The organism is Bradyrhizobium sp. INPA03-11B (assembly GCF_040446015.1).
Classification (GTDB): Bacteria; Pseudomonadota; Alphaproteobacteria; order Rhizobiales; family Xanthobacteraceae; genus Bradyrhizobium; species Bradyrhizobium macuxiense_A.
In genome coordinates this window covers 1-24,564 of sequence record NZ_JASGSR010000092.1, presented here as the reverse complement: position 1 = coordinate 24,564, position 24,564 = coordinate 1, and the positions used below count along the sequence as shown (strand labels likewise).

Annotated in this window: 19 protein-coding genes and 1 riboswitch; of the genes, 14 read left to right on the top strand and 5 right to left on the bottom strand. The window is 65.8% G+C overall.

Annotated elements, in window-relative coordinates; genetic code table 11:
- The first annotated feature begins 229 nt into the window (after window positions 1-229).
- The 13 genes from QMZ05_RS29685 to uca all read left to right on the top strand — a co-directional run bounded on the left by QMZ05_RS29685 (window position 230) and on the right by uca (window position 19,241).
- A complete protein-coding gene (locus QMZ05_RS29685) occupies window positions 230-5,800 on the top strand; it encodes a calcium-binding protein (protein ID WP_353703984.1) in 5,571 nt (1,856 codons plus the stop codon).
- Window positions 5,797-6,375 carry an invasion associated locus B family protein gene (locus QMZ05_RS29680; protein WP_353703983.1) on the top strand — a complete coding sequence of 193 codons (579 nt, stop codon included), beginning with the start codon at window positions 5,797-5,799 and terminating at the stop codon, window positions 6,373-6,375. Before QMZ05_RS29685 ends, QMZ05_RS29680 begins: the two co-directional genes overlap by 4 nt.
- Before the next feature lie 79 nt (window positions 6,376-6,454).
- A complete protein-coding gene (locus tag QMZ05_RS29675; RefSeq protein ID WP_353703982.1) occupies window positions 6,455-7,159 on the top strand; it encodes a hypothetical protein in 705 nt (234 codons plus the stop codon).
- Window positions 7,160-7,334: 175 nt separating this feature from the next.
- Window positions 7,335-8,207: an AraC family transcriptional regulator gene (locus QMZ05_RS29670; protein ID WP_353703981.1), complete on the top strand. Its 873-nt coding sequence runs from the start codon at window positions 7,335-7,337 to the stop codon at window positions 8,205-8,207.
- Between the two features lie 121 nt (window positions 8,208-8,328).
- The gene (locus QMZ05_RS29665; RefSeq protein ID WP_353703980.1) at window positions 8,329-9,525 is read left to right on the top strand and encodes a CaiB/BaiF CoA-transferase family protein; all 1,197 of its coding nucleotides are present in this window, start codon (window positions 8,329-8,331) and stop codon (window positions 9,523-9,525) included.
- 64 nt (window positions 9,526-9,589) lie between these two features.
- Window positions 9,590-10,330: an SDR family NAD(P)-dependent oxidoreductase gene (locus tag QMZ05_RS29660; protein ID WP_353703979.1), complete on the top strand. Its 741-nt coding sequence runs from the start codon at window positions 9,590-9,592 to the stop codon at window positions 10,328-10,330.
- A 4-nt stretch (window positions 10,331-10,334) separates the two neighbouring features.
- The gene (locus tag QMZ05_RS29655; protein ID WP_353703978.1) at window positions 10,335-10,979 is read left to right on the top strand and encodes a glutathione S-transferase family protein; all 645 of its coding nucleotides are present in this window, start codon (window positions 10,335-10,337) and stop codon (window positions 10,977-10,979) included.
- A 295-nt stretch (window positions 10,980-11,274) separates the two neighbouring features.
- A riboswitch (guanidine-I (ykkC/yxkD leader) is annotated at window positions 11,275-11,385 on the top strand.
- 78 nt (window positions 11,386-11,463) lie between these two features.
- The gene (locus QMZ05_RS29650; RefSeq protein WP_353703977.1) at window positions 11,464-12,537 is read left to right on the top strand and encodes a putative urea ABC transporter substrate-binding protein; all 1,074 of its coding nucleotides are present in this window, start codon (window positions 11,464-11,466) and stop codon (window positions 12,535-12,537) included.
- Between the two features lie 32 nt (window positions 12,538-12,569).
- Window positions 12,570-13,388, top strand: a complete 819-nt coding sequence (locus QMZ05_RS29645; RefSeq protein WP_353703976.1) for an ABC transporter permease — start codon at window positions 12,570-12,572, stop codon at window positions 13,386-13,388.
- The gene (locus QMZ05_RS29640) at window positions 13,385-14,218 is read left to right on the top strand and encodes an ABC transporter ATP-binding protein (RefSeq protein ID WP_353703975.1); all 834 of its coding nucleotides are present in this window, start codon (window positions 13,385-13,387) and stop codon (window positions 14,216-14,218) included. The genes QMZ05_RS29645 and QMZ05_RS29640 overlap by 4 nt, the downstream gene beginning before the upstream one ends.
- Window positions 14,215-15,060, top strand: coding sequence for an urea amidolyase associated protein UAAP1 (locus QMZ05_RS29635; RefSeq protein WP_353703974.1), 846 nt, complete (start codon window positions 14,215-14,217; stop codon window positions 15,058-15,060). The genes QMZ05_RS29640 and QMZ05_RS29635 overlap by 4 nt, the downstream gene beginning before the upstream one ends.
- Window positions 15,057-15,695 carry an urea amidolyase associated protein UAAP2 gene (locus tag QMZ05_RS29630; RefSeq protein WP_353703973.1) on the top strand — a complete coding sequence of 213 codons (639 nt, stop codon included), beginning with the start codon at window positions 15,057-15,059 and terminating at the stop codon, window positions 15,693-15,695. Before QMZ05_RS29635 ends, QMZ05_RS29630 begins: the two co-directional genes overlap by 4 nt.
- A 3-nt stretch (window positions 15,696-15,698) precedes the next feature.
- The gene (uca, locus tag QMZ05_RS29625) at window positions 15,699-19,241 is read left to right on the top strand and encodes an urea carboxylase (protein WP_353703972.1); all 3,543 of its coding nucleotides are present in this window, start codon (window positions 15,699-15,701) and stop codon (window positions 19,239-19,241) included.
- 34 nt (window positions 19,242-19,275) lie between these two features.
- Here the strand turns inward: uca and opgC are convergent, their stop codons facing one another.
- The gene (opgC, locus tag QMZ05_RS29620) at window positions 19,276-20,508 is read right to left on the bottom strand and encodes an OpgC domain-containing protein (protein WP_353703971.1); all 1,233 of its coding nucleotides are present in this window, start codon (window positions 20,506-20,508) and stop codon (window positions 19,276-19,278) included.
- Window positions 20,509-20,663: 155 nt separating this feature from the next.
- Complete coding sequence (locus QMZ05_RS29615) at window positions 20,664-20,843, bottom strand: hypothetical protein (RefSeq protein WP_050423453.1); 180 nt, start codon at window positions 20,841-20,843, stop codon at window positions 20,664-20,666.
- A 539-nt stretch (window positions 20,844-21,382) separates the two neighbouring features.
- On the opposite strand from QMZ05_RS29615, the gene QMZ05_RS29610 reads away from it, so the two are divergent.
- Window positions 21,383-22,375 carry an AraC family transcriptional regulator gene (locus QMZ05_RS29610; protein ID WP_353703970.1) on the top strand — a complete coding sequence of 331 codons (993 nt, stop codon included), beginning with the start codon at window positions 21,383-21,385 and terminating at the stop codon, window positions 22,373-22,375.
- A gap of 63 nt (window positions 22,376-22,438) precedes the next feature.
- Here the strand turns inward: QMZ05_RS29610 and QMZ05_RS29605 are convergent, their stop codons facing one another.
- From QMZ05_RS29605 to QMZ05_RS29595, 3 genes are all read right to left on the bottom strand, one after another.
- Window positions 22,439-23,134 (bottom strand): ABC transporter ATP-binding protein, encoded by a 696-nt coding sequence (locus QMZ05_RS29605; protein WP_021078467.1) that lies wholly within the window; start codon window positions 23,132-23,134, stop codon window positions 22,439-22,441.
- Window positions 23,134-23,883, bottom strand: coding sequence for an ABC transporter ATP-binding protein (locus QMZ05_RS29600; protein ID WP_050423451.1), 750 nt, complete (start codon window positions 23,881-23,883; stop codon window positions 23,134-23,136). The genes QMZ05_RS29605 and QMZ05_RS29600 overlap by 1 nt, the downstream gene beginning before the upstream one ends.
- Window positions 23,880-24,564 (bottom strand): branched-chain amino acid ABC transporter permease (locus QMZ05_RS29595; RefSeq protein WP_353703969.1); only part of this gene is annotated, 685 nt, incomplete at its 5' end. The genes QMZ05_RS29595 and QMZ05_RS29600, both read right to left, overlap by 4 nt.

The following is a 24,564-nucleotide window of genomic DNA, read 5'->3' as shown; positions in this document are numbered from 1 at the left end:
CTATCATTTTCCGTTATGACGACTCGGGGCAAATTGGTGGGGCAGTCGAGCGAGCGCTGGGTGGCAAGATGCGCTCGTTGAGTTCGACACATCGTTCGCCAGGACCGGAAGACGGGCGCGGATCGCGCGCTCATGATGTCTCCATATGCGTGTCCGATGGGACCGCATTCGGTCTGCTGTGGCACGGCACCCCCGACGTCTGGACCAGATGTCATCAAAGGGGCGCACTATGTCTGCCGCACAGACTCCGACCGCATCGCTGAAGCGTCAAGGCCGCACCGGCTTCGTCCGGAGCTGGGTTGCGTCTGGTGATGCGGACAGCCGCTCGCTGCGGCGCCGGTTGCTCGCCGTGCTGCGTCTGGCGCATCGGACGCTCGGCATGAAGCGCGATCGGCTCGGGCTCGGGTCGCTGGGTGCGGGCGCAGCGCTTGCGGCGATCACAATGATGTCCCCGCAAGGGGCGTTCGCGCAGGTTGCCATCGGCAACGGGGTTTTGAGCAACCCGGCCAACTGCACTAGTCCCACCGCGGCAACCGCCGGCAGCACTGCAATGGGTTGCGGCGCCAACGCCTCCGGTGCCAGCTCGACCGCCATTGGCACCGGCACCAACGCGAAGGGCCAGAACTCCCTCGCGATCGGCGATTCCAACACCGCAACCGGCGACGGTTCGATCATCGTGGGCTACGCCAACTCCGTGAATGGCCTCAATGCGATCGGCATGGGTGTCTTTGCGAACGCGGTCGGCACCAATGCCCTTGCCGTCGGTGGCAACGCGCACGCCAACGGGGACGGATCGAGTGCCTTCGGCGTCAACACCACCGCGAACGGCGCAGGCGCGACCGCCATCGGCAACGGCTCCAGCGCGACCGGCACCGGCGTGATGGCGTTGGGATTGGGCGCCGCTGCGTCATCATCAAACGGTGCAGCCATGGCCCTGGGGTCCGGCGCCAAGGCAATCGCCGGGACGGGCGGCGGCTCTCCGATTGCCATCGGCGTGAATGCCAATGCAAGCGGGACCGCGCCCGCCGGCTTCACGTACGAGGCCGTTGCGCTCGGCACCGGTTCCACCGCGACGGGTCCGTGGTCGACCAGCGTCGGCCCGAGCTCATCTGCAACGGGGACTGGTGCCAGCGCGTTCGGAACATCGGCCGCGGCTACGGCAAACCAGGCCACCGCAGTCGGCAACGGCGCGAAAGCCTCCGCTGTTGGGGCCGCATCCATGGGATACCTCGCCAATGCGAGCGGCTCCAACGCCGCCGCCTTCGGCATCCAGTCCACCGCGTCCGGCACCAGTTCGTTGGCGGCTGGCAACCTCTCCAGCGCGTCGGCCGATTTCGCCGTCGCCGTAGGTAACCAGGCGCAGGCGCAGGCGACCGGAGGTGCGGTTGCAGTCGGCTCCGGCGCGATCGTCGGCAGCGCTGCGACCGGCGGCATTGCGGTCGGCAACAATGCGAGCTCCACCGGCGTCTCTGCTGCCGCTGTCGGCGTCGGGGCGTCCGCATCAGGCGGGAATGCCTCCGCCCTCGGCACCCAGGCGCAAGCAAGCGGCACTTACGCGACCGCACTTGGCTCCGGCGGGACCACGGTGGCGACGCGGGTGATCGCCTCGGGCGTAGGCTCGCTTGCGATCGGCGGCAACGCGACGGCCGGCGCCAATGCGTCGGCGAACAACGCCATCGCGATCGGCGGACAGTCGGCCGCCAGCGCCGCCAGCGCGATCGCCGTCGGCACCAATGCGCTCGCCAATTCCGCCAATGCCGTCGCCATCGGCACCAACACCACCGCGACGGGCGGGCAGGCGGTCTCGATCGGCGCCGGTAACGTCGCCAACGGCAACGGCGCTGTGGCGCTCGGCGATCCCAGCATCGCGACCGGCAACGGCGCGATCGCAAGCGGCCTCAACAACACCGCGACCGGCGACGGCACGGTCGCGATGGGCAACACCAACATGGTGGGCGGCGGCGGCCAGGCCGTGGGCACACCCGGCACGGCGGCGCAAGGCGCGGTCGGCATCGGTTATCAGAACACCGTCACCGGCCAGGGCGCGGTGGCGATCGGTGACCGCAACATCGCCAACGGCGTGAGCGCCATCGCATTGGGTAGCCAGGCCAACGCCTCGGCCGCGAACGCGATTGCGTTCGGCGCCGGTGCGACCGCCAGCAATGCCGGCTCGGTTGCGCTCGGCTCCGGCAGCGTCACCGCCGTCGCCGTCGGCACGCCGAACACGGTGATCAACGGCACCACCTACAGCTTTGCCGGCCCGACGGCGTCCTCGACCGTCAGCGTCGGCGCGCTCGGCGCCGAGCGCACCATCACCAATGTCGCGGCGGGCCGGATCAGCAACTCCTCGACCGATGCGATCAACGGCTCGCAGCTCTGGGCCACCAACCAGGCGGTCGACAGTCTCGGCACCACCGTCAACAACATCAACAATGGCGGCGGCATCAAGTATTTCCACGCCAACTCGACGCTGGCCGATTCCTCCGCGGCGGGGACCAACTCGGTTGCGATCGGACCGGTGTCGAACGCGACTGCCACCAACGCGGTGTCGATCGGCAACGGCGCGACTGCCGGCAATGCCGGCTCGGTCGCGCTCGGCTCCGGCAGCGTCACCGCCGTCGCGGTCAACACGCCGAACACGGTGATCAACGGCACCACCTACAGCTTCGCCGGCACCACGCCGACCTCGACGGTCAGCGTCGGCGCGCTCGGCGCCGAGCGCACCATCACCAATGTCGCGGCGGGCCGGATCAGCAACTCCTCGACCGATGCGATCAACGGCTCGCAGCTCTGGGCCACCAACCAGGCCGTCGACGGCCTCGGCACCATTGTCAACAACATCAACAATGGCGGCGGCATCAAGTATTTCCACGCCAACTCGACGCTGGCCGATTCCTCTGCGACGGGGACCGACTCGGTTGCGATCGGACCGGTGTCGAACGCGAGTGCCACCAACGCGGTGTCGATCGGCAACGGCGCGACTGCCGGCAATGCCGGCGCGGTCGCGCTCGGCTCCGGCAGCGTCACCTCCGCCGCCATCAACACACCGAATGCCATCGTCAACGGCATCACGTATGGGAACTTCGCCGGCACCACGCCCGGGTCCACGATCAGCGTCGGCGCGCTCGGCGCCGAGCGCACCATCACCAACGTGGCGGCAGGCCGGGTCACGCAGACCTCGACCGATGCGATCAACGGCTCGCAGCTCTACAGCGTCGCCAATACGCTCTCGGGCCAGATCGCCGCCGGCGCGATCCACGACTACAGCGTCAACAGCACGACGCCGGGAACGGACACCAACTACAACAACGCCGGAGCCACCGGCGCCAACGCGCTCGCGGCCGGCGTCAGTGCGAGTGCCGCCGGCACCAGCAGTGTTGCGGTCGGCACCGGCGCCGCGGCACGGGCATCATCCGACACCGCACTCGGTTCGGGCGCGCTCGCCGCGTCGCTCAGCAATCAGCCACTGACCGGGGCGATTGCCGTCGGTGCCGGGCAGGCCACGAATGATGGCGCCATCGCGATCGGCGACGCCTTCGGCGGCGGTCCGAAGGCATCCGGTCGCGATTCGATTGCTCTCGGCACTCAGACCACCGCGTCAGGCTCCGCATCCACCGCCGTCGGCGCCAATGCGACGGCATCGGGCGTCAGCTCCTTTGCCGGCGGTACGTCCGCGACGGCCAGCCAGGCCAATTCGATCGCGCTCGGAGCGCTCGCGAATGCTGGTGCGCAAGCCGGCGACGTCGCCCTCGGCTCGGGTTCGGTGACGGCAACGGTGGTCCGCACGTCGGGCATCACGATCGGCACCACCAACTACGCTTTCGCCGGCACCAACCCGCTCTCGACGGTCAGCGTCGGCACGGTCGGCAACGAGCGCACTATCACCAATGTCGCCGCGGGCCGGATCAGCAACGGCTCGACCGACGCGATCAACGGCTCGCAGCTGTTTGCCGCCACCTCGGCGATCGACAGCCTGTCGACCGTGGTCAGCAACGGCCTGACGCATTATTACGGCGTCAACGACGGCGGCACCCAGAAGGCCAACTACAACAACAACGGCGCGACCGGCGTCAACTCGATGGCAGCGGGCGTCGCCGCGTCGGCGACGGCGGCGAATTCCACCGCGCTCGGCTTCAACACCCAGGCCACTGTCGCCGACGGCGTCGCGATCGGCTCGGGCTCGATCTCCAACCGCGCGCTGGCGCCGGCTTCCGGCACCATCGGCGGCACCATCATTCCCTACAACACCACCGATCTCACGCTGCTCGGCGCGGTGTCGGTCGGCAATGCGACGAGCTATCGGCAGATCACCAACGTGGCCGACGGCACCCAGTCGAGCGACGCCGTCACCGTGCGGCAGCTGACGGGCGCGCTGACATCGTTTGCGACCACGACGACGAAATACTTCCACGCCAACTCGACGCTGGCCGACTCGCTCGCGGTCGGCAACAACTCGGTCGCGGTGGGACCGCAGACCGTGGTCAATGGCGACAACGGCATCGGCATGGGATTTGGCGCCACCGTGGCGCAGACCGCGCCCGGCGGCATCGCGATCGGTCAGAATTCGGTGTCCAACTTCGCCGATTCGATCGCGTTCGGAACCAATGCGCAGGCGAGCGGCATCCAGTCGGTGTCGATCGGTGCCGGATCCCAGACCACCAACCCGACCAGTGTCGCGCTCGGTCCGAATGCCAAGGCGACGGCGCAGGCCGGCGACGTTGCGCTCGGCGCCAATTCGACCACCTCCACGGTGGTCAAGACCGCCAGCACCACGATCGCCGGCACCACCTACAATTTCGCCGGCACTAATCCGACGTCGACTGTCAGCGTCGGCAGCGCCGGTGCGGAGCGCACCATCACCAACGTCGCCGCGGGCCAGATCACCGCAACCTCGACGGACGCGATCAACGGCTCACAGCTGTGGGCCACCAATGTGTCGCTCAGCAATCTCTACAACACCGTCAACAACATCAGCGGCGGCGGCGGTGGCATCAAGTATTTCCACGCCAATTCGACGGCGGCGGATTCCATCGCGACCGGTGCGCAGAGCGTCGCGATCGGACCGCAATCGGTCGCAAGCGGTGCCAACGCGATCTCGATGGGCAACGGCTCCGCCGCCTCGGCCGACAATTCGGTCGCGATCGGCGCCGGCGCCAAGGCAACGGCGGCCAACTCGATGGCGCTCGGCGCGAACTCGACCACCACGGCCAATCTCAGCGATGCGGCCTACACGCCTGTTGTTGGCAAGAGCGTCGCCGGGGTTGCGACCGGCGAAGTGTCGGTCGGCTCGTCTGGCGCCGAACGCCGCGTCACCAACGTCGCCGCGGGCTCGGCCGCGACCGACGCGGTCAATGTGAGCCAGCTGCAGGCGGTTGCGTCGAGCTCGATCCGCTACGACACCGATGCCGCCGGCAACACCACCAACAGGGTGACGCTGAACAGCGGCAGCAGCGGGCCGGTGACCATCAGCAACGTGGCGGCGGGCGTCGCCGGCACCGATGCGGTCAACGTCAACCAGCTCAACAGCGCGTTCCAGCAGCTCAACGGCCAGATCGGCGAGGTGCGGCAGGACGCCTGGCGCGCGGCGGCGATCGGCATGGCGGCGGCATCGCTGCGCTATGACGACCGGCCCGGCAAGATCAGCGCATCGGCCGGCGGCGGCGTCTGGCGCAGTCAGGGCGCGCTCGCCTTCGGCATCGGCTACACCAGCGAGAACGGCCGGCTGCGCACCAACGCGGCCGCGACCACCGCCGGAAGCGAATGGGGCGTCAGCGCCGGCGTGAGTCTGACGCTCAATTGACCCTGACGTCGACGAGGCGGCTGGCGTGTCTGGCTTTGGTGATCTGGCTCGCGGAGGCGGCAAGCGCGTCCGCGCAGCCTGCGCCGCCGTCCGCCTACACGGTGAAGCCGTCGGACGTCATGGTGCCGGAAGGCGAGACGCTTGGCGAGTTCAGGCGGATGATCCAGCCGTTCAAGAACTGGACCCTGATCTGCGACGAGAGCCTGAAATCGAAGCGCCGGGTCTGCAATGTCACGCAGACGATCGTCAACGCGCAGGGCGCGGTCGCCTTCAACTGGTCGCTGATTGCGACCGCCGACGGCAAGCCGCTGATGGCGATGCGGATCCCCGCGGCCGCCGGGGTCGGCGCGCAGATCGAGCTCGCGATGGGTGACAGTCCCGATCGCATCGTCGCGCAGACCGATCGCTGCGACGCCAATTTCTGCTTCGCCACGGTCGCGATTGGCAACGTGCTGAAGCGGCACATCCGCGCGGCGACGCCGTGCCTCGTGTCCTATCCGCTTCCGCAAAGCGGGCCGATCACGCTGGAGGCGCCGCTGGACGGACTGTCCGGCGTGCTGGCGAAACTCAAATGAAGCGAGGTCGGACATGCGGATGTGGAATTCCGGCATCCGGCTCGAGACTGAAGTGCGAAGTGAAAAGGAAGAATGGTCGATGCGGCGCACCCTTGGATTGATCTTTGTTGCGGTCGTCGTGGCCGCGCTCGGTGCCGCCGGCGTCGTGGTCTACGCGCAGCAGGCGCAGCCGGTACCGTTGCAGCCGGCTGCACCGGCTCCGGCCAAGAAGCCCGCCGCCGCTGCCAAGCCGCAGCCTCACAAGTCGCGTGCGCCGGACGCGCAGACGCCACCCCCTACAGCGGCAACCGTTCAGCCGCAGCAGGCGGGACAGCAGCCGACCGTGTTCGAGGAGCACGCGCGGCAGGGCAACATCGTGACCTGCGCCAATCTGTTCGGGACGCTCGGCCGCGGTCTCGCGATGAACTCCAACTACACCGCGCAGTCGCAGTGGGACGCCAAGGCCGGCAATTCGCATTCGGTACAGTCGCTGGTCTCGCTCGCACCGAACCAGGGCAACCAGGTCCCGCAGGGCAATCAAGCCCCGCAGGGCAACACGGCCCAGCAGGCCGCCGGTATCGTGTTTGCCGCGCCGGTTGGATCGGCCTGCGAAGGCAATCTGGTGCGGGTGACGCCGCGGACCGAGAGCTGCTCGACGGTTGCCGCCGAGCTTGCAAAGCTCAACGGGCAAAGCGGCGCGCTCGGTGAACTCGCGACGATCGCTCTGCCGAACGGCGCGCAGGTGGTACTGATCCCGTTCGGCAATGCCTGCGTCGCCGTGACCGCGCTGCGGGTCGCGGGGTAAACGTCGTCTCCGTCGATGGTGATGCTGGTGCCCAGGTCGGGCTCGCGCCGCTGTTCCCTGCATCCGCCCGCTAACATCTTGGCGATCAGCTATCAAAGGGGCTGGATTTCCGCCGTCGGATAGTCAATTCTGATTTGGAACTTACCATCCGTGCCAAACGCGGCGGAGATGTCCCATGGAGGAAGCGCGTCCGGAGCGGTTTGTCCGCCACGTCGGCGGGGAGCTCGTGTCCTCCGTCATTGCCAAGTCAGAGCCGATCAGGGTCGAGCTGCTCAGCCGGACCTCCCGGCCCCGCATGAACTGGCACTTCCGCCAGCCCGAGCTGACCCTGTTCTGGTTCCGCAACGGCTGCTCGCGGTTGCAGGCCACGATCAATGGCCGACCGGTTGAATATGAGTTTTCCGAAACAGCAAATCTCGCGCTATTCCCCGCCGGCACCGAGATCGAGGGGGAATGGTCGGTCGGACCGGCATTCGACTATGTCGTCGTCTTCCTCGATCCGCTGTTTGTGCAAAGCCGCCTCAACGGCCTGATCGAACGGCCGGCGATTGCGTTCGGCCATGACCAGCTCTCCCGCGGTCTCGCCGAGCTCAGCCAGGAGGCCGCCACGCCCGACAATTTGTTCGACCTGTTCGCCGAGGGCTGGGCCAGCCAGGCGCTGGCCCATCTGGCGCGGCTGTCGCGCGGCGTGGAACCGGTGAAGCCGCTGGCCCGCGGCGGACTACCGGCGCTGAAACTACGGAGGATCGAGGAGTTCGTCCGCGCAAACCTCGGCGAGACGATTTCGTTGTCGGCGCTGTCGGATGTTGCCGGCTTGAGCAAGCGGCATTTCCTGCGTGCGTTCCAGGAGAGCACGGGCACCAGCCCGCATCGCTATGTGCTCGGCCTGCGCATTGCAGCGGCCAAGCGAAGCCTCGGCGAGACCGACGAGAGCGTGACCAGCATCGCGCTGGCGTCGGGCTTCAGCCACGCCCAGCATTTCTCGTCGGCGTTCAGGCAGGCCACGGGCATGAGCCCGTCGGTATTCCGGCAACGGCGCCGGGCCTGAGTTCGGCACTTTTCCGCAAGTCGCGGCGTTTTCCCGCAAGCGTCTGTGGCTGCGCCGTCGTAAGCCGGGATTGCGCTCGAGAATGGGTCGCGTCCGCGCATCGGAGAGAAGGAAACAACGCATGTCAGGGCCATTGGCGGGAGTTCGGGTACTTGATCTGACCGGCGTCGTCTCCGGTCCGTTCGCGACGATGTTTCTCGCCGACCAGGGCGCGGATGTGCTGAAGGTCGAGCCGATTGGCGGTGACATCACCCGCCGCAGCCGAGCCAATGTCGACAAGACCGGCGAGTTCTCGGCGCTGTTCATCTCGTCGAACCGCGGCAAGCGCTCGCTCTCGATCGACATGAAGACCGATGCCGGCCGCGACGTGCTGGGCAAGCTGGTTCGAGAGGCCGACGTGCTGGTGCAGAATTTCCGGCCTGGCACGATGGAACGTCTCGGGCTCGGCCCGGACGAGGTGCGCAAGAACAACCCGCGGCTGATCTATGTCTCGATCAGCGGCGTCGGCGAAGACGGGCCATATGCCAAGAAGCGCGTCTATGACCCCATCGTGCAAGCGCTGTCGGGCTTCTGCGATGTGCAGGCGCAGCCCGTCACCAACCGTCCGCAGATGATCCGGACCATCGTCGCCGACAAGACGACGGCGGTCTATGCCGCACAGGCGATCACGGCGGCGCTGTATGCCCGCGAGAAATCCGGCCGCGGCCAGCACATCCAGGTGGCGATGCTCGATGCGATGATCGCCTATCTCTGGCCGGAAAGCATGATGCAATACACGGTGGTCGGCCGCGAGCAGACCGCGTCGGATCCGAACGATCGTCCCGATCTCGTGTTCCAGACTTCGGACGGCTATCTCACCTGCGGGACGATCTCCGATTCCGAATGGCAGGGTTTCTGCAAGGCCACCGGCGATCCCGAGCTTGCCGCCGATGAACGCTTCGCGACCCCGGCGTCGCGCTCGGTCAATGCGACGGCGCGCATCAACAAGATGCAGGACTATATCGGCAAGCATACCACCGCCGAATGGCTGGCGCGGCTCGATGCGGCCGACGTGCCGTGCGCGCCGATCCTGCGGCGCGGCGAGATCATCACCAACGAGCAGGTGGTCGCCCGCGGGCTGATTGCCGAACTGGAGCAGCCCGGGGTCGGCATCGTGCGGCAGCCGAAGCCCGCGGCGCGCTTCGAGGTCGATACTGCGGCGATCGGCGGCCCGGCGCCGCGCATCGGCCAGCACACGAGGCAGGTGCTGCGCGACCTCGGCTACGGCGACGCCGCCATCGAAGCGATGATCGCGCAGAAGGCCGTGCGCGCGATCTGAACGGCCGCGCCGCGCAACGTCAGCATTGTTGAACTGAAGAACTGCCGTCGGTGGGAGATGTCCTATGGCCGAGACGAACAAGACTGCCTTGCTGGTTGGTGCGGGCGATGCAATCGGCGCTGCGGTCGCGCGGCGGTTCGCCGCCGGCGGTTACTCCGTCTGCATCGCGCGGCGCGATCCGGCGAAATCCAGCGCGCTGGTGGAGGAACTGACCCGCGCCGGGTGCAAGGTGCATGCGTTCGCGGTCGACGCGCGGCGCGAGACCGAAGTGCAGGAGCTGTGCGAGCGGGTCGAACGCGAGATCGGGCCGATCGAGGTCTGCCTGTTCAATGCCGGCTCGAACGTGAAGAAAGACCTGCACGAGACCAGCGAGAAACTGTTCTTCAAGGCCTGGGAGCTCGCCTGCATGGCCGGATTCCTGGTCGGACGCGAGGCGACGCGGCACATGCTGCGGCATGGCCGCGGCACCATGCTGTTCACCGGCGCGACGGCGAGCGTGCGTGGCGGCAGCGGCTTTGCCGCGTTCGCGTCCGCGAAGTTCGGCTTGCGCGCGGTGGCGCAGGCGATGGCGCGCGAGCTCGGGCCGAAGAACATCCATGTTGCCCACCTCCTGATCGATGCCGGGGTCGATAGCCCAGCCATTCACCAGCGGATGGCCGACAGGGGGATCGACGCATCCGAGATCGCGCCGGATTCGCTGACGAAGACATCCTCGATCGCCGAGGCCTACTGGTTCGTGCACCAGCAAAGCCGCGACGGCTGGAGCCATGAGCTCGATCTGCGGCCATCGGTCGAGAAATGGTGATGCCATGCCGGAGACGCTGACGCTGTGGGGCGTGGGGACATCGCGGACGATCCGAGCCCATTGGGCGTTGCACGAACTCGGGCTGGATTATCGCTGCAGGCCGATCCTGCCGCGTTCGGGCGAAACCAAGACGCCGGAATACACTCTCCTTAACCCGCGCCAGAAGATACCGCTGCTGCAGGACGGCGACTTCACGATCGGGGAGAGCGCAGCGATCGTCGCCTATCTGTCGCGCACCTATTCCAATCCCGATTTCTCGTTGGTGCCGGTCGAAGCCCGCGATTTCGCGCGGTGGCTGGAATGGTGCTTCTTCATCGTCGCCGAACTGGACTCGACCAGCCTTTACGTGATGCGCCGCCACGGCCTCCAGGGTCTTGCGCATATCTACGGCCACGCGCCCGACGTGGTCGGCAAGGCCGCGGAATATTTCCGCCAGCAACTCAGGCACGTGGAAGTGGCGCTGTCCGACGGCCGCAGATATCTGATGGGCGATCAGTTCACCAGCGCGGACATCCTGCTGACGACCTGTCTGGTGTGGGCGATCGATTACGGCGTCGGGGTCTGCGATGTCGCGACGCCCTATCTCGACCGCGTCACCGCCCGGCCGGCCTACAAGGACAGCGTCGCGGTCAATACGGTGAAGACCTGACCGGTCCTATTATCGCCTTGCGCCGCCGACGTCTGACGTCGGCACCAGGCCGAACCGGCCGTGCAGCCCGCGCCAGAGGCCGGCGCACAGAACGCTCAGAAGCTTGCGCATCGACTTCCCCCTCGACACTGTCCATCGCGATCCTGCGAGCGCGGGTGGCGAGAGGACAGAGCCAATTCTGAGCAGGCCTGCGCAGTTTTTGAGCAGTGCGCTTGCGCCGCCAAGCCGAGCGCACCGGAAAATCTCATGAGATTCAAACGCCGGCTCTGTGGCACGGCTCGTGCATCAAAGGCGTTGAGTTGGCCGCTAGGGTTCCGATCTTGCTAGGCAAGATGCTGGTCCGAGAGCAGCCGCTTGCGGGGGAGACATCCCCGCAGGTGCACGGCGGGATAAAAGCCCGGGAGACCTCGTTAGCCAAGGGATTGGCGGAGCGATGGTCTTTTCGCCAGTCCCTTTTTGTGAAGTTTCGCAAGAGGGATCGGCAATGAACAAGTTCTCTTTATTCCTTCGCTCTGTTGTTATCGGCTGCGCGGTCGTGCTCGCGGCCGCGCCCGCGGCCGACGCCGCGCCGAAGAAAAGCTTCAAGGTCGCCTGGTCGATCTATGTCGGATGGATGCCGTGGGGCTATGCGGCCGACACCGGCATCGTCAAGAAGTGGGCCGACAAATACGGCATCACGATCGAGGTCAAGCAGTTCAACGACTACGTCGAATCGATCAACCAGTACACCGCCGGCGGCTATGACGCCGTCACCATCACCAACATGGATGCGCTGTCGATTCCGGCGGCCGGCGGCGTCGACACGACAGCGGTCGTGATGGGCGACTTCTCCAACGGCAATGACGCCGTGATCCTGAAAAACAAGTCCGACCTCGCCGCGATCAAGGGCCAGACGGTCAATCTGGTCGAGTTCTCGGTGTCGCATTATCTGCTGGCACGCGCGCTCGAGACCAGCAAGCTCAGCGAGAAGGACGTCAAGGTCGTCAACACGTCAGATGCCGACATCGCGGCCGCCTACAAGACGCCTGATGTCAATGCCGTCGTGACCTGGAATCCGATCGTGACCGAAATCCTCGGCTCGCCCGATGCCAAGAAGGTGTTCGACTCCTCGCAGATCCCCGGCGAGATCATGGACCTGATGGTGGTGAACACCGCGGTCGCCAAGGACAATCCGGATTTCGCCAAGGCGCTGGTCGGCATCTGGTACGAGACGCTGTCGAAAATGACCGCGAACGATCCCGCCGCCAAGGACGCCAAGGAGGCGATGGCCAAGGCCTCAGGCACAGACCTCGCCGGCTTCGACAGCCAGCTCTCGACCACCAAACTGTTCGACAAGGCAACCGACGCCGAGGCTTTCACGCGCAGCAAGACTGTCGGAGCGACCATGGATCGCGTCCGCAAGTTCCTGTTCGAAAAGGATCTGCTCGGCAAGGGCGCGAAATCAGCCGACGCCGTCGGCATCGAGCTCGCCGACAAGTCGGTGCTGGGCGACAAGGCGAACGTCAAGCTGCGCTTCGACCCGACCTACATGGACGAAGCCGCCAAAGGCAAGCTCTGACCGTAGCACGACGCCTCACGTAGGAGCCGACGATGCGACTTGTGAACATACGGCCGGGACGGCAGACGCGATTCTATCTGCTCGCGCTGCCGTTCCTGTTGGTCGCAATCGCCTACTTCGCCGGCTCCAGCGCGCGGCTCGCGCAAAACCCGAACGACAAGCTGCTGCCGGCGCTGCCGAGCATGGTGCAGGCGGTCAAGCAGATGGCGTTCGAGGTCGACCCGCGCACCGGCGGCTATCTGATGGCCTCCGACACCGTCGCGAGCCTGGGGCGATTGGGCTCTGCGCTGGCGATCTCGACGGCGGCGGCGCTGGTCCTCGGCATCGTGATCGGGCTGTTGCCGGGCGCCAATGCCTTGCTCGGGCCGTTCGTGTCTGTGACGTCGATGGTGCCGCCGCTGGCATTGTTGCCGATCCTGTTCATCGTGATGGGGTTAGGGGAGAACTCGAAGATCGCGCTGATCGTGATCGGGACGCTGCCCTGCATGATCCGCGATCTCGCCATGAAGGTGCAGGAGCTGCCGCGCGAGCAGATCGTCAAGGCACAGACGCTCGGCGCCTCGACCTGGCAGATCGCGTTGCGCGTCGCGATGCCGCAAACCCTGCCGCGGCTGATCGACGTGCTGCGCCTGCAACTCGGTCCGGCGTGGCTGTTCCTGATCGCGGCCGAGGCGATCGCCTCCGATTCCGGGCTCGGCTACCGGATATTCCTGGTGCGGCGCTATCTCGCGATGGACGTCATCATCCCCTACGTCGCCTGGATCACGCTGCTGGCGTTTCTGATCGATGTCGGCCTGCGCGTCCTGCAACGCAAGGCGTTCCCCTGGTTTGCCTCGGTGAGGGCGGAATGAGCGCGATCCGGTTCGACGACGTCTGGAAGGAATATGGCGATCACATCGTGCTCGAGCGCATCACGATGGAGGTCGAGCCACGCGCTTTCATTGCGCTGGTCGGCCCGTCCGGCTGTGGCAAGACCACGCTGCTCCGCATGCTGCTCGGCGAGGAGCAGCCGAGCCGCGGCCAGATCCTGGTCGACGGCAAGCCGTTGCCCGCCGAGCCGGATGCCGACCGCGGCGTGGTGTTTCAGCGCTACTCGGTGTTTCCGCATCTCACGGTGCTGCAGAACGTCATGCTCGGCCGCGAGCTGCGCGACGCCAGGTTCACCGGCCGCCTGTTCGGCGCCGCGCGGCGCGCCGCCGCCGACGAGGCGATGAAGCTGCTCGCGGAGGTGGGGCTCGCCGGTCAGGAAAGCAAATATCCATCCGCGCTGTCAGGCGGCATGCAGCAGCGCCTCGCACTGGCGCAGGCGATCATGCGCGGCCCAAAGATCCTGCTGCTCGACGAGCCGTTCGGCGCGCTCGATCCGGGCATCCGCGCCGACATCCATCTGCTGATGAAACGGCTGTGGAACGAGACCCATCTCACCGTCGTGATGGTGACGCATGATCTCAGCGAGGCGTTCGGGCTCGCCACGCGCGTGATCGCGTTGGAGCGCTCGCGCAACCGGCCCGAGGAGCGCGAGCGCTACGGCGCCACGGTGTCGCGCGACCTCGAGATTTTCCCGCGCCGCAGCGCTGAGCTGCGGTCGTCAGCTCAACCAGCTCCGGCCGGGACGACCCGGTCAGGCAAGGAGCATCAGCCGGGACGGCCCGGCGCTCTCGTCTTGAAGGAGCAACCATGATCCTCACAGAGGAACAGAAGGCCGAGGTCGCGGCGTACACCCGACGCTACAATGAGCTGAAGGCGGCGGGGCAGGAGCATGCGCCGCGTGCGTTGCCGTCACCGACCTCGCGCGACGTTGCGCCGATCGCCGCCGATTCAATCATCCATCGTGAGGTGATTCCGGCCGGCTGGTACTGGACCACACGGCTGAACCGCGGCGAGGCGCTGCGCATCGTCAACACATCGGGGACGTCCACCGTCAGCCTGCTCGCCTGGAACAGCGCTGACACCACCGAGCGGCTCAACCACGCCGACACCATCAAGGTGCAGTGGGCGGCGCGGCTGCAGAAGGGACGCGTGCTGCTGTCGGATATGGGCCGCGCGCTGCTCGGCATCACCGAGGATACCAGCGCTGCGCATGATGCGGTGGTCGGCGGCTCGACGGCGGCGACCAACCAGGCGAAATACGGCGATGGGAGTTTCCGCAACACGCGCGATAATTTCATCCTGGCTGCGATGAAGCTTGGGCTCGATCGTCGCGACGCGCATCCCTGCGTCAGCTTCTTCGCGCCGGTCGCGATCGACGCAGACGGCAGGTTCGTCTGGTCGGAGGGGCGGCGCGAGAAGGGCGACTTCGTCGAGCTGCGCGCGGAAATGGATCTGCTGATCGCGCTGTCGAATTGCCCGCATCCACTCGATCCGGCTGCGACCTATCCGCAGGCGAGCGTGGAGATCGTGCGCTACCGCGCCGATGCGCCGGCGGCGGACGATCTTTGCCGCACCGCGACCGCGGAGGCGGTTCGCGCCTATGAGAACAATGCGCTGTATTTCGGCGAAGCTCTGGAAGGAGCCGTGCGATGACCACGCAATCCGTTCAGACGCGCGGCCGCGTCGTCCTCGACATCGAAATTCCCGCGCGCAAGCCGTGGTCGGCCATCATCCGCAAGGGCCAGACCCTGCGGATCACCGATAGCCATGGCCAGCAGGCGGTAGATACGCTGTTCTATCGCGCCGACGATTTCGGTGAGCGCTACAGCGGCCAGGATACGCTGCGCGCACAGGGCTCGGCCTATGTCGGGCTCGGCACCAAGATCATGTCCAACGAAGGCCGCGTGATGCTGCGCGTCACCGCCGACAGTTGCGGCCTGCATGACACCTCCGCCGGCGCCTGCTCCTGCGAGAGCAACACGGTGCGGTTCGGGCACCAGACCCGCTACCAGCACGCCTGCCGCGAGAATTTCGTGCTGGAAGCCGCGAAATACGGCCTGTCGAAGCGCGACATCGTGCCGAATTTGAACTTCTTCATGAACGTGCCGATCGATCCCGTCGGCAATTTCACCGTGGTCGACGGCGTCTCCAAGCCCGGCGACGCCATCGAGCTGGTCGCCGAGATGGACGTGCTGTGCCTGATCTCGAACTGCCCGCAGATCAACAACCCCTGCAACGGCTTCTTCCCGACGCCGGTTCAGGTCACGATCTTCGAGCCGGAGGCGTGAGGCATGTTCAGCAAGGTCCTGATTGCCAACCGCGGCGAGATCGCCGGGCGGATCGGCAGAACATTGCGCCAAATGGGCATCGCTTCGGTCGCGGTCTATTCCGACGCCGACCGCTTCACTCGGCCCGTGCTCGCGGCCGACGAGGCGGTGCGCGTTGGTCCGGCGCCGGCCGCCGAGAGCTATCTCAACGTCGATGCCATCATGGCGGCGTGTCTTGCGACGGGCGCGCAGGCGGTGCATCCCGGCTACGGCTTCCTGTCGGAGAACCGCCGCTTCGCTGAGCGGCTCGCCGAGCATGGCATCAGGTTCATCGGGCCGCGGCCGGAGCATCTCGACGCCTTCGGCCTCAAGCACAAGGCACGTGAGATCGCCGAGCGCAGCGGCGTGCCGCTGCTGCCGGGCTCAGGCCTTTTGGAGACCATCGACGAGGCAGTGCAGCAGGCGGAAGCGATCGGCTTTCCGGTGATGTTGAAGAGCACGGCGGGCGGCGGCGGCATCGGCATGCAGCTCTGCCACGACATGGTGACGCTGCGCGAGCGCTTCGAATCCGTGCAGCGCACGGCGCGGGCGAGTTTTGGCGATGCCCGGGTCTATCTCGAGCGGTTCGTCGCCCGGGCCCGCCACATCGAGGTGCAGATCTTCGGCAATGGCAAGGGCGACGTGGTCGCACTCGGCGAGCGCGACTGCTCGCTGCAGCGCCGCAACCAGAAGGTTTTTGAGGAGACGCCCGCGACGGGTCTTTCCGCCGGCATCAGGCAGCGGCTGCACGCGGCCGCGGTGGCGCTCGGCAAGGCGGTCGCCTACGAGTCCGCCGGCACCGTAGAGTTCATCTACGACGTCGAGCGCGAGGATTTCTACTTCCTCGAGGTCAACACTCGTCTCCAGGTCGAACATCCCGTCACCGAGCAGGTCACTGGCGTCGATCTCGTCGAGTGGATGATCCGGCAGGCGGCCGGCGAGGATGTGCTGGGCCAAGCCGGTTCGCTGGCGCCCAGGGGCGCGGCGATCGAGGTGCGGCTCTATGCCGAGAATCCGGGCGCCGGCTTTCGCCCGAGCGCGGGCCGGCTGACGCAGGTGACGTTCTCGCCCGACGCGCGGATCGACGGCTGGATCGAGACCGGCACAGAGGTGACGCCGTTCTACGATCCGATGCTGGCCAAGATCATCGTTGCCGCCGAGACGCGCGAGGCCGCGATCGCAAAGCTGACTCAGGCGCTGGATGAGACGGTCGTCGCCGGCATCGAGACCAATCTCGATTATCTGCGTGCGATCGCCGCCTCCGACGTGTTCCGCAGCGGGCAGGTGGCGACCAGCGTGCTCGGCGAATTCGCTTATCGACCCCGCACCATCGACGTCGTTGCGCCCGGCGCGCAGAGCGGGGTGCAGGAATTGCCCGGCCGGCTGCATCTCTGGCATGTCGGTGTGCCGCCGAGCGGCCCGATGGACGAGCGGTCGTTTCGGCTTGCCAACCGTGTGGTGGGCAATCCGGAAGTCACGACCGCGCTGGAGCTGACCGTCAACGGGCCGACCCTGCGCTTCAACTCCGATGCAATCGTCGCGCTCTCGGGCGCGCGCATGAAGGCATCGCTCGACGGCACCGAGGTGGCCTACGACGAGCCGGTTGCGGTGCGTGCCGGCCAGACGCTGGTCATCGGCAGCATCAAGGGCCCGGGTCAGCGCAGCTATCTCGCCGTGCGCGGTGGCATTGACGTGCCCGAGGTCCTCGGATCGCGCGCCGTGTTCGCGCTCGGCGCGTTCGGCGGTCATGCGACGGGCTCGCTGAAGGCCGGTGATGTGCTGCATATCGGTGCTGAGGCATCGGGCCTTGCAGCGCCGCGACACGCAACAGCGGACGAACAGCCGCAGCTCACATCGGCGTGGCAGATCGGCGTGGTCTATGGCCCGCATGGCGCGCCGGATTTTTTTCTCGACGAGGACATCGAGACGCTGTTTGCGTCGAGCTATGAGGTGCACTTCAACAGCGCCCGTACCGGGGTGCGGCTGATCGGGCCGAAGCCGCGCTGGGCGCGGAGCGACGGCGGCGAGGCCGGGCTGCATCCGTCGAACATCCACGACAATGCCTATGCGGTCGGCTCGATCGACTTCACCGGCGACATGCCGATCGTTCTCGGGCCCGACGGCCCGAGCCTCGGCGGCTTCGTCTGTCCGGCCGTCGTCGCGCGCGACGAGCTCTGGAAGGTTGGCCAGCTCCGGCCCGGCGACACCGTTCGCTTCGTTCCGGTGAAACGCGACGATCCGGTTGCCGGGCCCGCGGTGCTGCGTGCGCCCGAGCTCGGCTCGGCCATCGTCGGCCGTAACGAGGACGGCCCGATCCCGGTGGTGTACCGCCGCGCCGGCGACGACAATCTCCTGGTCGAATATGGTCCGATGGAGCTCGACATCGCGCTGCGGCTGCGCGTGCATGTGCTGGCGCAAGCGCTGGAGGAGGCAAAGCTCGGCGGCCTGATCGAGCTGACGCCCGGCATCCGCTCGCTCCAGATCCACTATGACGGCACGGCGCTGTCGCGCGGAAAACTGCTCGACGCGCTCAGGCGGATCGAGCGCGAATTGCCTGATGTCGACGCGATGCAGGTGCCGAGCCGCACCGTGCATCTGCCGCTGTCATGGCGCGATCCGCAGGCCGAGCTCGCGATGCGCAAATATCAGGAACTGGTGCGCGCGGATGCGCCGTGGTGTCCGTCGAACGTCGAGTTCATCCGGCGCATCAATGGCCTCGGCAGCGAGGACGAGGTCCGCCGCATCGTGTTCGACGCAGATTATTTCGTGCTCGGCCTCGGCGACGTCTATCTCGGTGCGCCGGTGGCAACCCCGCTGGATCCGCGGCATCGCCTCGTGACCACGAAGTACAACCCGGCGCGGACCTGGACGCCGGAAAACGCGGTCGGGATCGGCGGCGCCTATATGTGCATCTACGGCATGGAAGGGCCGGGCGGCTACCAGCTGTTCGGCCGCACCATCCAGGTCTGGAACAGCTGGCGCACGACGAAAGTGTTCGAGCCCGGCCATCCCTGGCTGCTGCGGTTCTTCGACAAGATCCGCTTCTTCCCGGTCGATGCCGACGAACTCTTGGACGCGCGCGCCGCATTCCCGCACGGGCAATACGACATCAGGATCGAGCAGGGCGAGTTCTCCTACGCCGACTATGCGAAACGACTGGCGGAGGTGCAGCCCTCAATTGCCGCGTTCAAGGCGACCCAGCAGGCCGCGTTCGACGCGGAGCGTCAGCGTTGGCGCGAGATGAAGCTCGACGACGCGCCGACGGAGACGCTTGATGCGAGCGCCGTCACGACGGGCATTCCCGATGGCCAGGTCGGAGCGTTCTCCGAGGTACCCGGCAATATCTGGAAGATCCTGGTCGAGGAGGGCGCCGCGGTTGCCGCCGGCGATGTGCTTGCCATTATCGAATCCATGAAGATGGAGATCTCGGTGCTCTCGCCGGCGGCAGGCCGGATCGCCTCGGTGCCGGTCAAGCCCGGCCAGACGTTGCGCGCCGGCGACGTCGTGGCGTTGCTCCGGCCAGGTTAGGACGGTGCGCATCGAGGCGTAACGTCCACTCAGCTCACGGCGGTGGCGCAGATGCGGATGTTGCGCGGGTTCTGAGGCGGACCAACAGCGGTCCTGCGTGCGCCATCTGAACTTCCCAGTTCGTACCGGCGGAGGGGATGTCTCGATCGGCTGCGTTCACCGGGGACTGTCGGTCACCCCTGGTTCCGAGGGCGTTCAGGAGCATCGCGAACACGATCATCATCAGAACGCCCGCAATGCTGAGCGCGATCTGAATCGAAGGGTTGTTCGAAACGTCGAACAGATCGAATTTGCTAACGAGCGCCAGCAGCACGCCGAGACAAAAGATCGGTAGCGAGTGTTCGCCACAGCTTCTCGCGCTGCGCAGCAGCGGCGCCGATAGTCCTCGCCAACCCTGGGGAACGAGCTGCAACGCCACGATCGCGAGAGCCAGGAAGTGCAGCAGTCGCAACGGACTCAGGTTCGATTTGTCCAATGGAAACAGCAGATTTGTCAGGGTCTGCGGGAGCGGCGGCTTGCTGTTCTGGCCCAATGCAAGGACCAGGCTGAACGCCAGATAGAGAATGGACAGAACCAGGGCAGGGCGCGACATCAGCCACTCTCGGATCTTCTGTCCCTCGATGACATACCATGCGCCCAGCACGATCAGGAGCTGCCAGGCCAGCGGATTGAAGAACCAGGCGTTATCGGGCCAGGCAGGAACCCGCCATCCGAAGACGTGCACCAGTGCGTAGAGCGATAACGAAAGGCCGAGCGTCACGTTTGGTGCGCGCAGCAGCAGCCACAACAGCGGTGCGAACAAGATGTGACAGATCACAAAGACCGGCAAGACATCGGTGTTGACCGGACGGTATTGCAGGACCGCGGCATGCGCGAGCGTCGCGCCGGGATGCTCGAGTAGAATCCGCGTATTGCTCGCGTCGGCAAGGGGGTCGCTGCCTGCGAGGTAGACGATGATGGCGCAGGCGAGCGTCAACAGCAGGAAAGCGGCATAGATGTCCCAACCCCGCCGCAGCGAACGGCCGATCATGTGCCTCCAGCCCTCGCGCTGATACGCCCTGCCATAAGCAAGCGCGCAGGTAACGCCGGAGATGAACATGAATATCTCGGCGGCATCGCAGAAGCCGTAGTTGCGCAGCGTCAGCCAGCTTCCGACGTTGTTCGGGATGTGATCGAGAAAGATCCACCATAACGCGATGCCGCGACAGATATCGATGCGCGGGTCGCGGCCGGTCGATCTGAACTCCGGCGGAGTTTCGCCGATCAATCGCTTCGAGCTATGTGTTCGATCATGCATTTGTCGATCTGTCCGGCGTGCGCACACGGCCTCATCGGGCAATGGCCCATGGGGCGCTCGGATGCTCCGAGGCGCGCGTGCTGGTCCAGCCTCCGGTCAACTCTTGGGATTATGTGGTGCTCCGGCTACCCGAGGGTCGGCGACGTTTTCGTCGGCCAGTCGCAATCACGGGGGCCGGCAGGATCGCTGTCTTCCGACGGCGTCTGCATGATTTCGCCGATGACCGGTATCAAAAGCTGCTTCCGCATCTCGGCGAGGCGGGCGCGACAGTATTCATGATAAAGCATGTCGAATATGGTGGGCATGATCGAACGCCTTCTTGATCACTGAGGTTAACTTCCCACGTGACAGATTTCGACCATTTCAACCGGCGGCAAAAAGCGGTGCCGGGGATGCTTTATGTCCGTTAAACTCTGCCAGCGATGTCGCTATGGCAGCAAAATAAATCCGATTTCAAAATACTTGCCTGCGCGCAGTTCCTTGAGTTCCATCGATCGCCAGCAAGTTCGTAAAGCTGATTTTCGCTTTCCACGTTGCTAGGAATATCCAAACTCAATCCGATGGCAGCAATTATAAATAGAGCCGTCGCGATCGTCTCCTCTTAAAGGAGAAATATGGCTGCGACTTTCACAAATATTATATCCGGAATATCCTGATCACCGAGTGAACCAGTTCACATCAGCATCAATCACAGGCAAGTGAGACTAGCAGACCGGTAGCGTGGCTTCTTGGACTCGTGCGCACGGATCGAGCGTAGGTCGGTGCGTGAATTGCAAAATGCAGATACTGGCTGCGGTGTGCCGCAGCATTTCGTTCTGATGTTTTGTGAAGGCTGGAGGTCCCCATGGCTACGGACGCAGCCGATTTTTCATCGTATCGATTTTCGACGCGCGACCATCCGGAGCGTATCCGGGTCCCGCTGTGGCGCGAGCACTTTGCACGATGCATCGTGCACGCCGATATCGAACCTCTATCGGACGTTCCGTTCCAGGCCGATGCGTCGCTGCACGCGGTTCAGGGTTTGCGGACGCTCGCGCTGAAGGGCACGTCCATGCGTTTCGCGCGCTTGCGAGCGAACCTTGCCGATGGCGATGACTCCATCGGTGTCATCTTCTGCTCGTCCGCGAGAAGTCGGCTGTCGCAGCGCGGCGAGGACGTTGAGCTTCGCGGCACCGATGCGATCGCAATTCTGCATTCCGAGCCCGTCAGCGTGACTTATGTCGAAGGACTGCAATTCGGCCTGGCCGTGCCGCGCGTGGCGCTTGCGCAGCGTGTGACGGATGTGGAAGACTTGGCCATGCGGCCGATCTGGCACCAAACGGAAGCATTCCGCTTGTTCACGGCATATCTGAAGTCGGTGTTCAAGACGGGAGCCCTGAGCGCTCCCGGACTTCGTGAGACGGTCGTGCACCACATCCATGATCTCGTCGCGCTCGCACTCGACGAGTGTCCTGCGTTGGGCGAGAGCAGTGCGAGCGCCGTCGTAGCTGCGCGGCAGAATGCAGCGCTCGACTACATCGCCCTCCACTTCGAGGAGCCCGGACTTAGCGTTCAAACCGTCGCACGCGGGCAGGGCATCTCGCCCCGCTATCTGCAGCGCCTGATGGCGTCGTCGGGATCATCGTTCACCGAGCGCCTCAATGAGTTGCGTCTGCAACGGGCGTTCCAGCTGCTCACGGGGTCCGATGCCGGCCGTCAGCGAATCTCCGATATCGCGCTGGAGGTGGGGTTCTCGGACGTCTCGCATTTCAACCGCTTGTTCCGGGCTCGCTTCGGCGATTCACCGCGCGGCGTTCGGTTCGGACGCAAGGGATCAAGTGGAGCCGCGCGACTCTGATCGAGAAAGAGGCGTCTGCCTAGTCCAACAGCCGATGTTCGCGGATTCTTGAGGCCGTCTGCCTCACACCTCGAGCCATTCCTCGCGGATGGCGGCGTTGTTCTTGAGTTGCTCGGGCGTGCCTTCGAACACGACGCGGCCGTGGCCCATGATGTAGACCCGGTTCGAGATCTTCATCGCGATCGACAGCTTCTGCTCGACCAGGAGGATGGCGACGCCGGCTTTCGCGATCCGCGCGATCAGCTCGCCGACCTGCTGCACGATCAGCGGCGCCAAGCCTTCGGTCGGCTCGTCGATCATCATCAGCTCGGGGTCGCCAAGCAATGTCCGGCAGGTGGTCAGCATCTGCTTCTCGCCGCCCGACAGCACGCCGGCCGGCGTGTCGGCGCGGCGGGCGAGATTGGGGAACATGTCGAGCATCTCCTGCAGTCGCCACTTGCCGGGACGACGCGGGTCCTTGATGCCGAGGATCAGGTTCTGGCGCACCGTCAGGCTCGGGAAGATGTCGCGATGCTCGGGCACATAGCCGAGCCCGAGGCGGGCGATCTTGTGGCTCGGCAGGCCTGCGATGTCCTGGCCCTTGAAGCGGATGGTGCCCTGCGGCGGCACCTCGCCCATGATCGCCTTGACGGTGGTCGAGCGGCCGACGCCGTTGCGGCCGAGCAGACTCACCACCTCGCCGGCCGCGATGTCGAGATCGACGCCCTGCAGAATGTGGCTCTTGCCGTAATAGGCGTGAAGATTCCTGACCTCGAGCATCAGTCGACCTCCTCGCCGAGATAGGCTTCCTTGACCTTCGGGTTGCCGCGGATTTCCTCCGGCGTGCCGGAGGCGATGATGTGGCCGTAGACCAAAACCGAGATGCGGTCGGCGAGGCCGAACACCACGCTCATGTCGTGCTCGACGATGACGAGCGTGCGGCCCTCGGTGAGGCGGCGGATCAGCGCGACGGCGCGTTCCGTCTCGGCATGGCTCATGCCCGCGGTCGGCTCGTCCAGCATGATGACGCTGGCGCCGCCGGCGATGGTGATGCCGATCTCGAGCTCGCGCTGCTCGGCATAGGTGAGCAAGCCCGCCGGCACGTCGCGGCGATGGCTGAGATGGATGTCGTCGAGGATCTGCGCGGTGCGCTGCTTCACCTCGGGCAGGCTGTCGACGTTCTTCCAGAACGCATAGCGGTGACCGGTCGCCCACAGCACGGCGCAGCGGACATTCTCCCACACCGTCATGCGGGCGAACACGTTGGTGACCTGGAACGAGCGCGACAGCCCGCGCCGGTTGATCTCGAACGGCCGCAGGCCCGAGGTCACCTCGCCGTTGAGGCGGATCTCGCCCGAGGTCGGCTTGATGTGGCCGCTGATCAGGTTGAACGTCGTCGACTTGCCAGCGCCGTTCGGGCCGATGATGGCGTGACGTTCGCCCTTGGCGACGCTCAAGTTGAGGTCGCGGATGATCTGGACATTGCCGAAGCTCTTCTCGACGGCGTTGACTTGGATGGCAGCGGTCATGCGAGATACCCCCGATCACGGGCCACCGTCGCGGCGCGGTCCCAGGCTTCCGCGACGCGCCGCCAGGTGATGCGCGCGACCAGGAAGCCGCCGACCACCAGAACCGCGGCGGCCGCCCAGGTCGTCGGCGCGGTGGCGACGAAGGGGATGCCGAGCAGGTTGATGACGTCGCCGCCCGAGAAGCGCGCGACGGTTTCGATCGTCAGGATGATGCCGAGCGCAAACGCCAGCGTCGGGATCGCCGCGACCAGATAGGACGGGATCACGGTGCCGAGCGTGCCGGCGCGGATCAGCGGACGGTGCTTCATCAGGATGCCGGCGATGCCGCCCGGCGCGAACATCACGATGCCAATGAAGATGACGCCGAAATAGAGCTGCCAGACTGAGGTGACGCTGGTCAACCCGAGTTGCAGATAGGTCACGAGGATGGCGCCGAGGATCGGGCCGAAGAAATAGGCGGTGCCGCCGATGAAGGCGGAGAACAGCACGAGGCCCGATTGCGTCGCGCCGAGATAGGCGGAGTTGGCGATCTCGAAATTGATCGCGGTCAGCCCGCCGGCGATGCCGGCGAAGAAGCCCGCGAACATGTAGGCGAGATAGCGCACCACATGCGGATCGTAGCCGATGAACTCGACGCGCTCCGGATTGTCGCGCACCGCGTTGCAGATCCGGCCCAAGGGC

Bases quoted from the DNA above. Each gene is read 5' to 3' on its own strand.
- QMZ05_RS29660 (WP_353703979.1), top strand. From the start codon at position 9,590: ATGGCCGAGACGAACAAGACTGCCTTGCTGGTTGGTGCGGGCGATGCA.
- QMZ05_RS29675 (WP_353703982.1), top strand. From the start codon at position 6,455: ATGCGGCGCACCCTTGGATTGATCTTTGTTGCGGTCGTCGTGGCCGCG.
- QMZ05_RS29640 (WP_353703975.1), top strand. From the start codon at position 13,385: ATGAGCGCGATCCGGTTCGACGACGTCTGGAAGGAATATGGCGATCAC.
- QMZ05_RS29685 (WP_353703984.1), top strand. From the start codon at position 230: ATGTCTGCCGCACAGACTCCGACCGCATCGCTGAAGCGTCAAGGCCGC.
- QMZ05_RS29665 (WP_353703980.1), top strand. From the start codon at position 8,329: ATGTCAGGGCCATTGGCGGGAGTTCGGGTACTTGATCTGACCGGCGTC.
- uca (WP_353703972.1), top strand. From the start codon at position 15,699: ATGTTCAGCAAGGTCCTGATTGCCAACCGCGGCGAGATCGCCGGGCGG.
- QMZ05_RS29645 (WP_353703976.1), top strand. From the start codon at position 12,570: ATGCGACTTGTGAACATACGGCCGGGACGGCAGACGCGATTCTATCTG.
- QMZ05_RS29670 (WP_353703981.1), top strand. From the start codon at position 7,335: ATGGAGGAAGCGCGTCCGGAGCGGTTTGTCCGCCACGTCGGCGGGGAG.
- QMZ05_RS29655 (WP_353703978.1), top strand. From the start codon at position 10,335: ATGCCGGAGACGCTGACGCTGTGGGGCGTGGGGACATCGCGGACGATC.
- QMZ05_RS29635 (WP_353703974.1), top strand. From the start codon at position 14,215: ATGATCCTCACAGAGGAACAGAAGGCCGAGGTCGCGGCGTACACCCGA.
- QMZ05_RS29615 (WP_050423453.1), bottom strand. From the start codon at position 20,843: ATGCCCACCATATTCGACATGCTTTATCATGAATACTGTCGCGCCCGC.
- QMZ05_RS29630 (WP_353703973.1), top strand. From the start codon at position 15,057: ATGACCACGCAATCCGTTCAGACGCGCGGCCGCGTCGTCCTCGACATC.
- QMZ05_RS29610 (WP_353703970.1), top strand. From the start codon at position 21,383: ATGGCTACGGACGCAGCCGATTTTTCATCGTATCGATTTTCGACGCGC.
- QMZ05_RS29600 (WP_050423451.1), bottom strand. From the start codon at position 23,883: ATGACCGCTGCCATCCAAGTCAACGCCGTCGAGAAGAGCTTCGGCAAT.
- QMZ05_RS29605 (WP_021078467.1), bottom strand. From the start codon at position 23,134: ATGCTCGAGGTCAGGAATCTTCACGCCTATTACGGCAAGAGCCACATT.
- QMZ05_RS29650 (WP_353703977.1), top strand. From the start codon at position 11,464: ATGAACAAGTTCTCTTTATTCCTTCGCTCTGTTGTTATCGGCTGCGCG.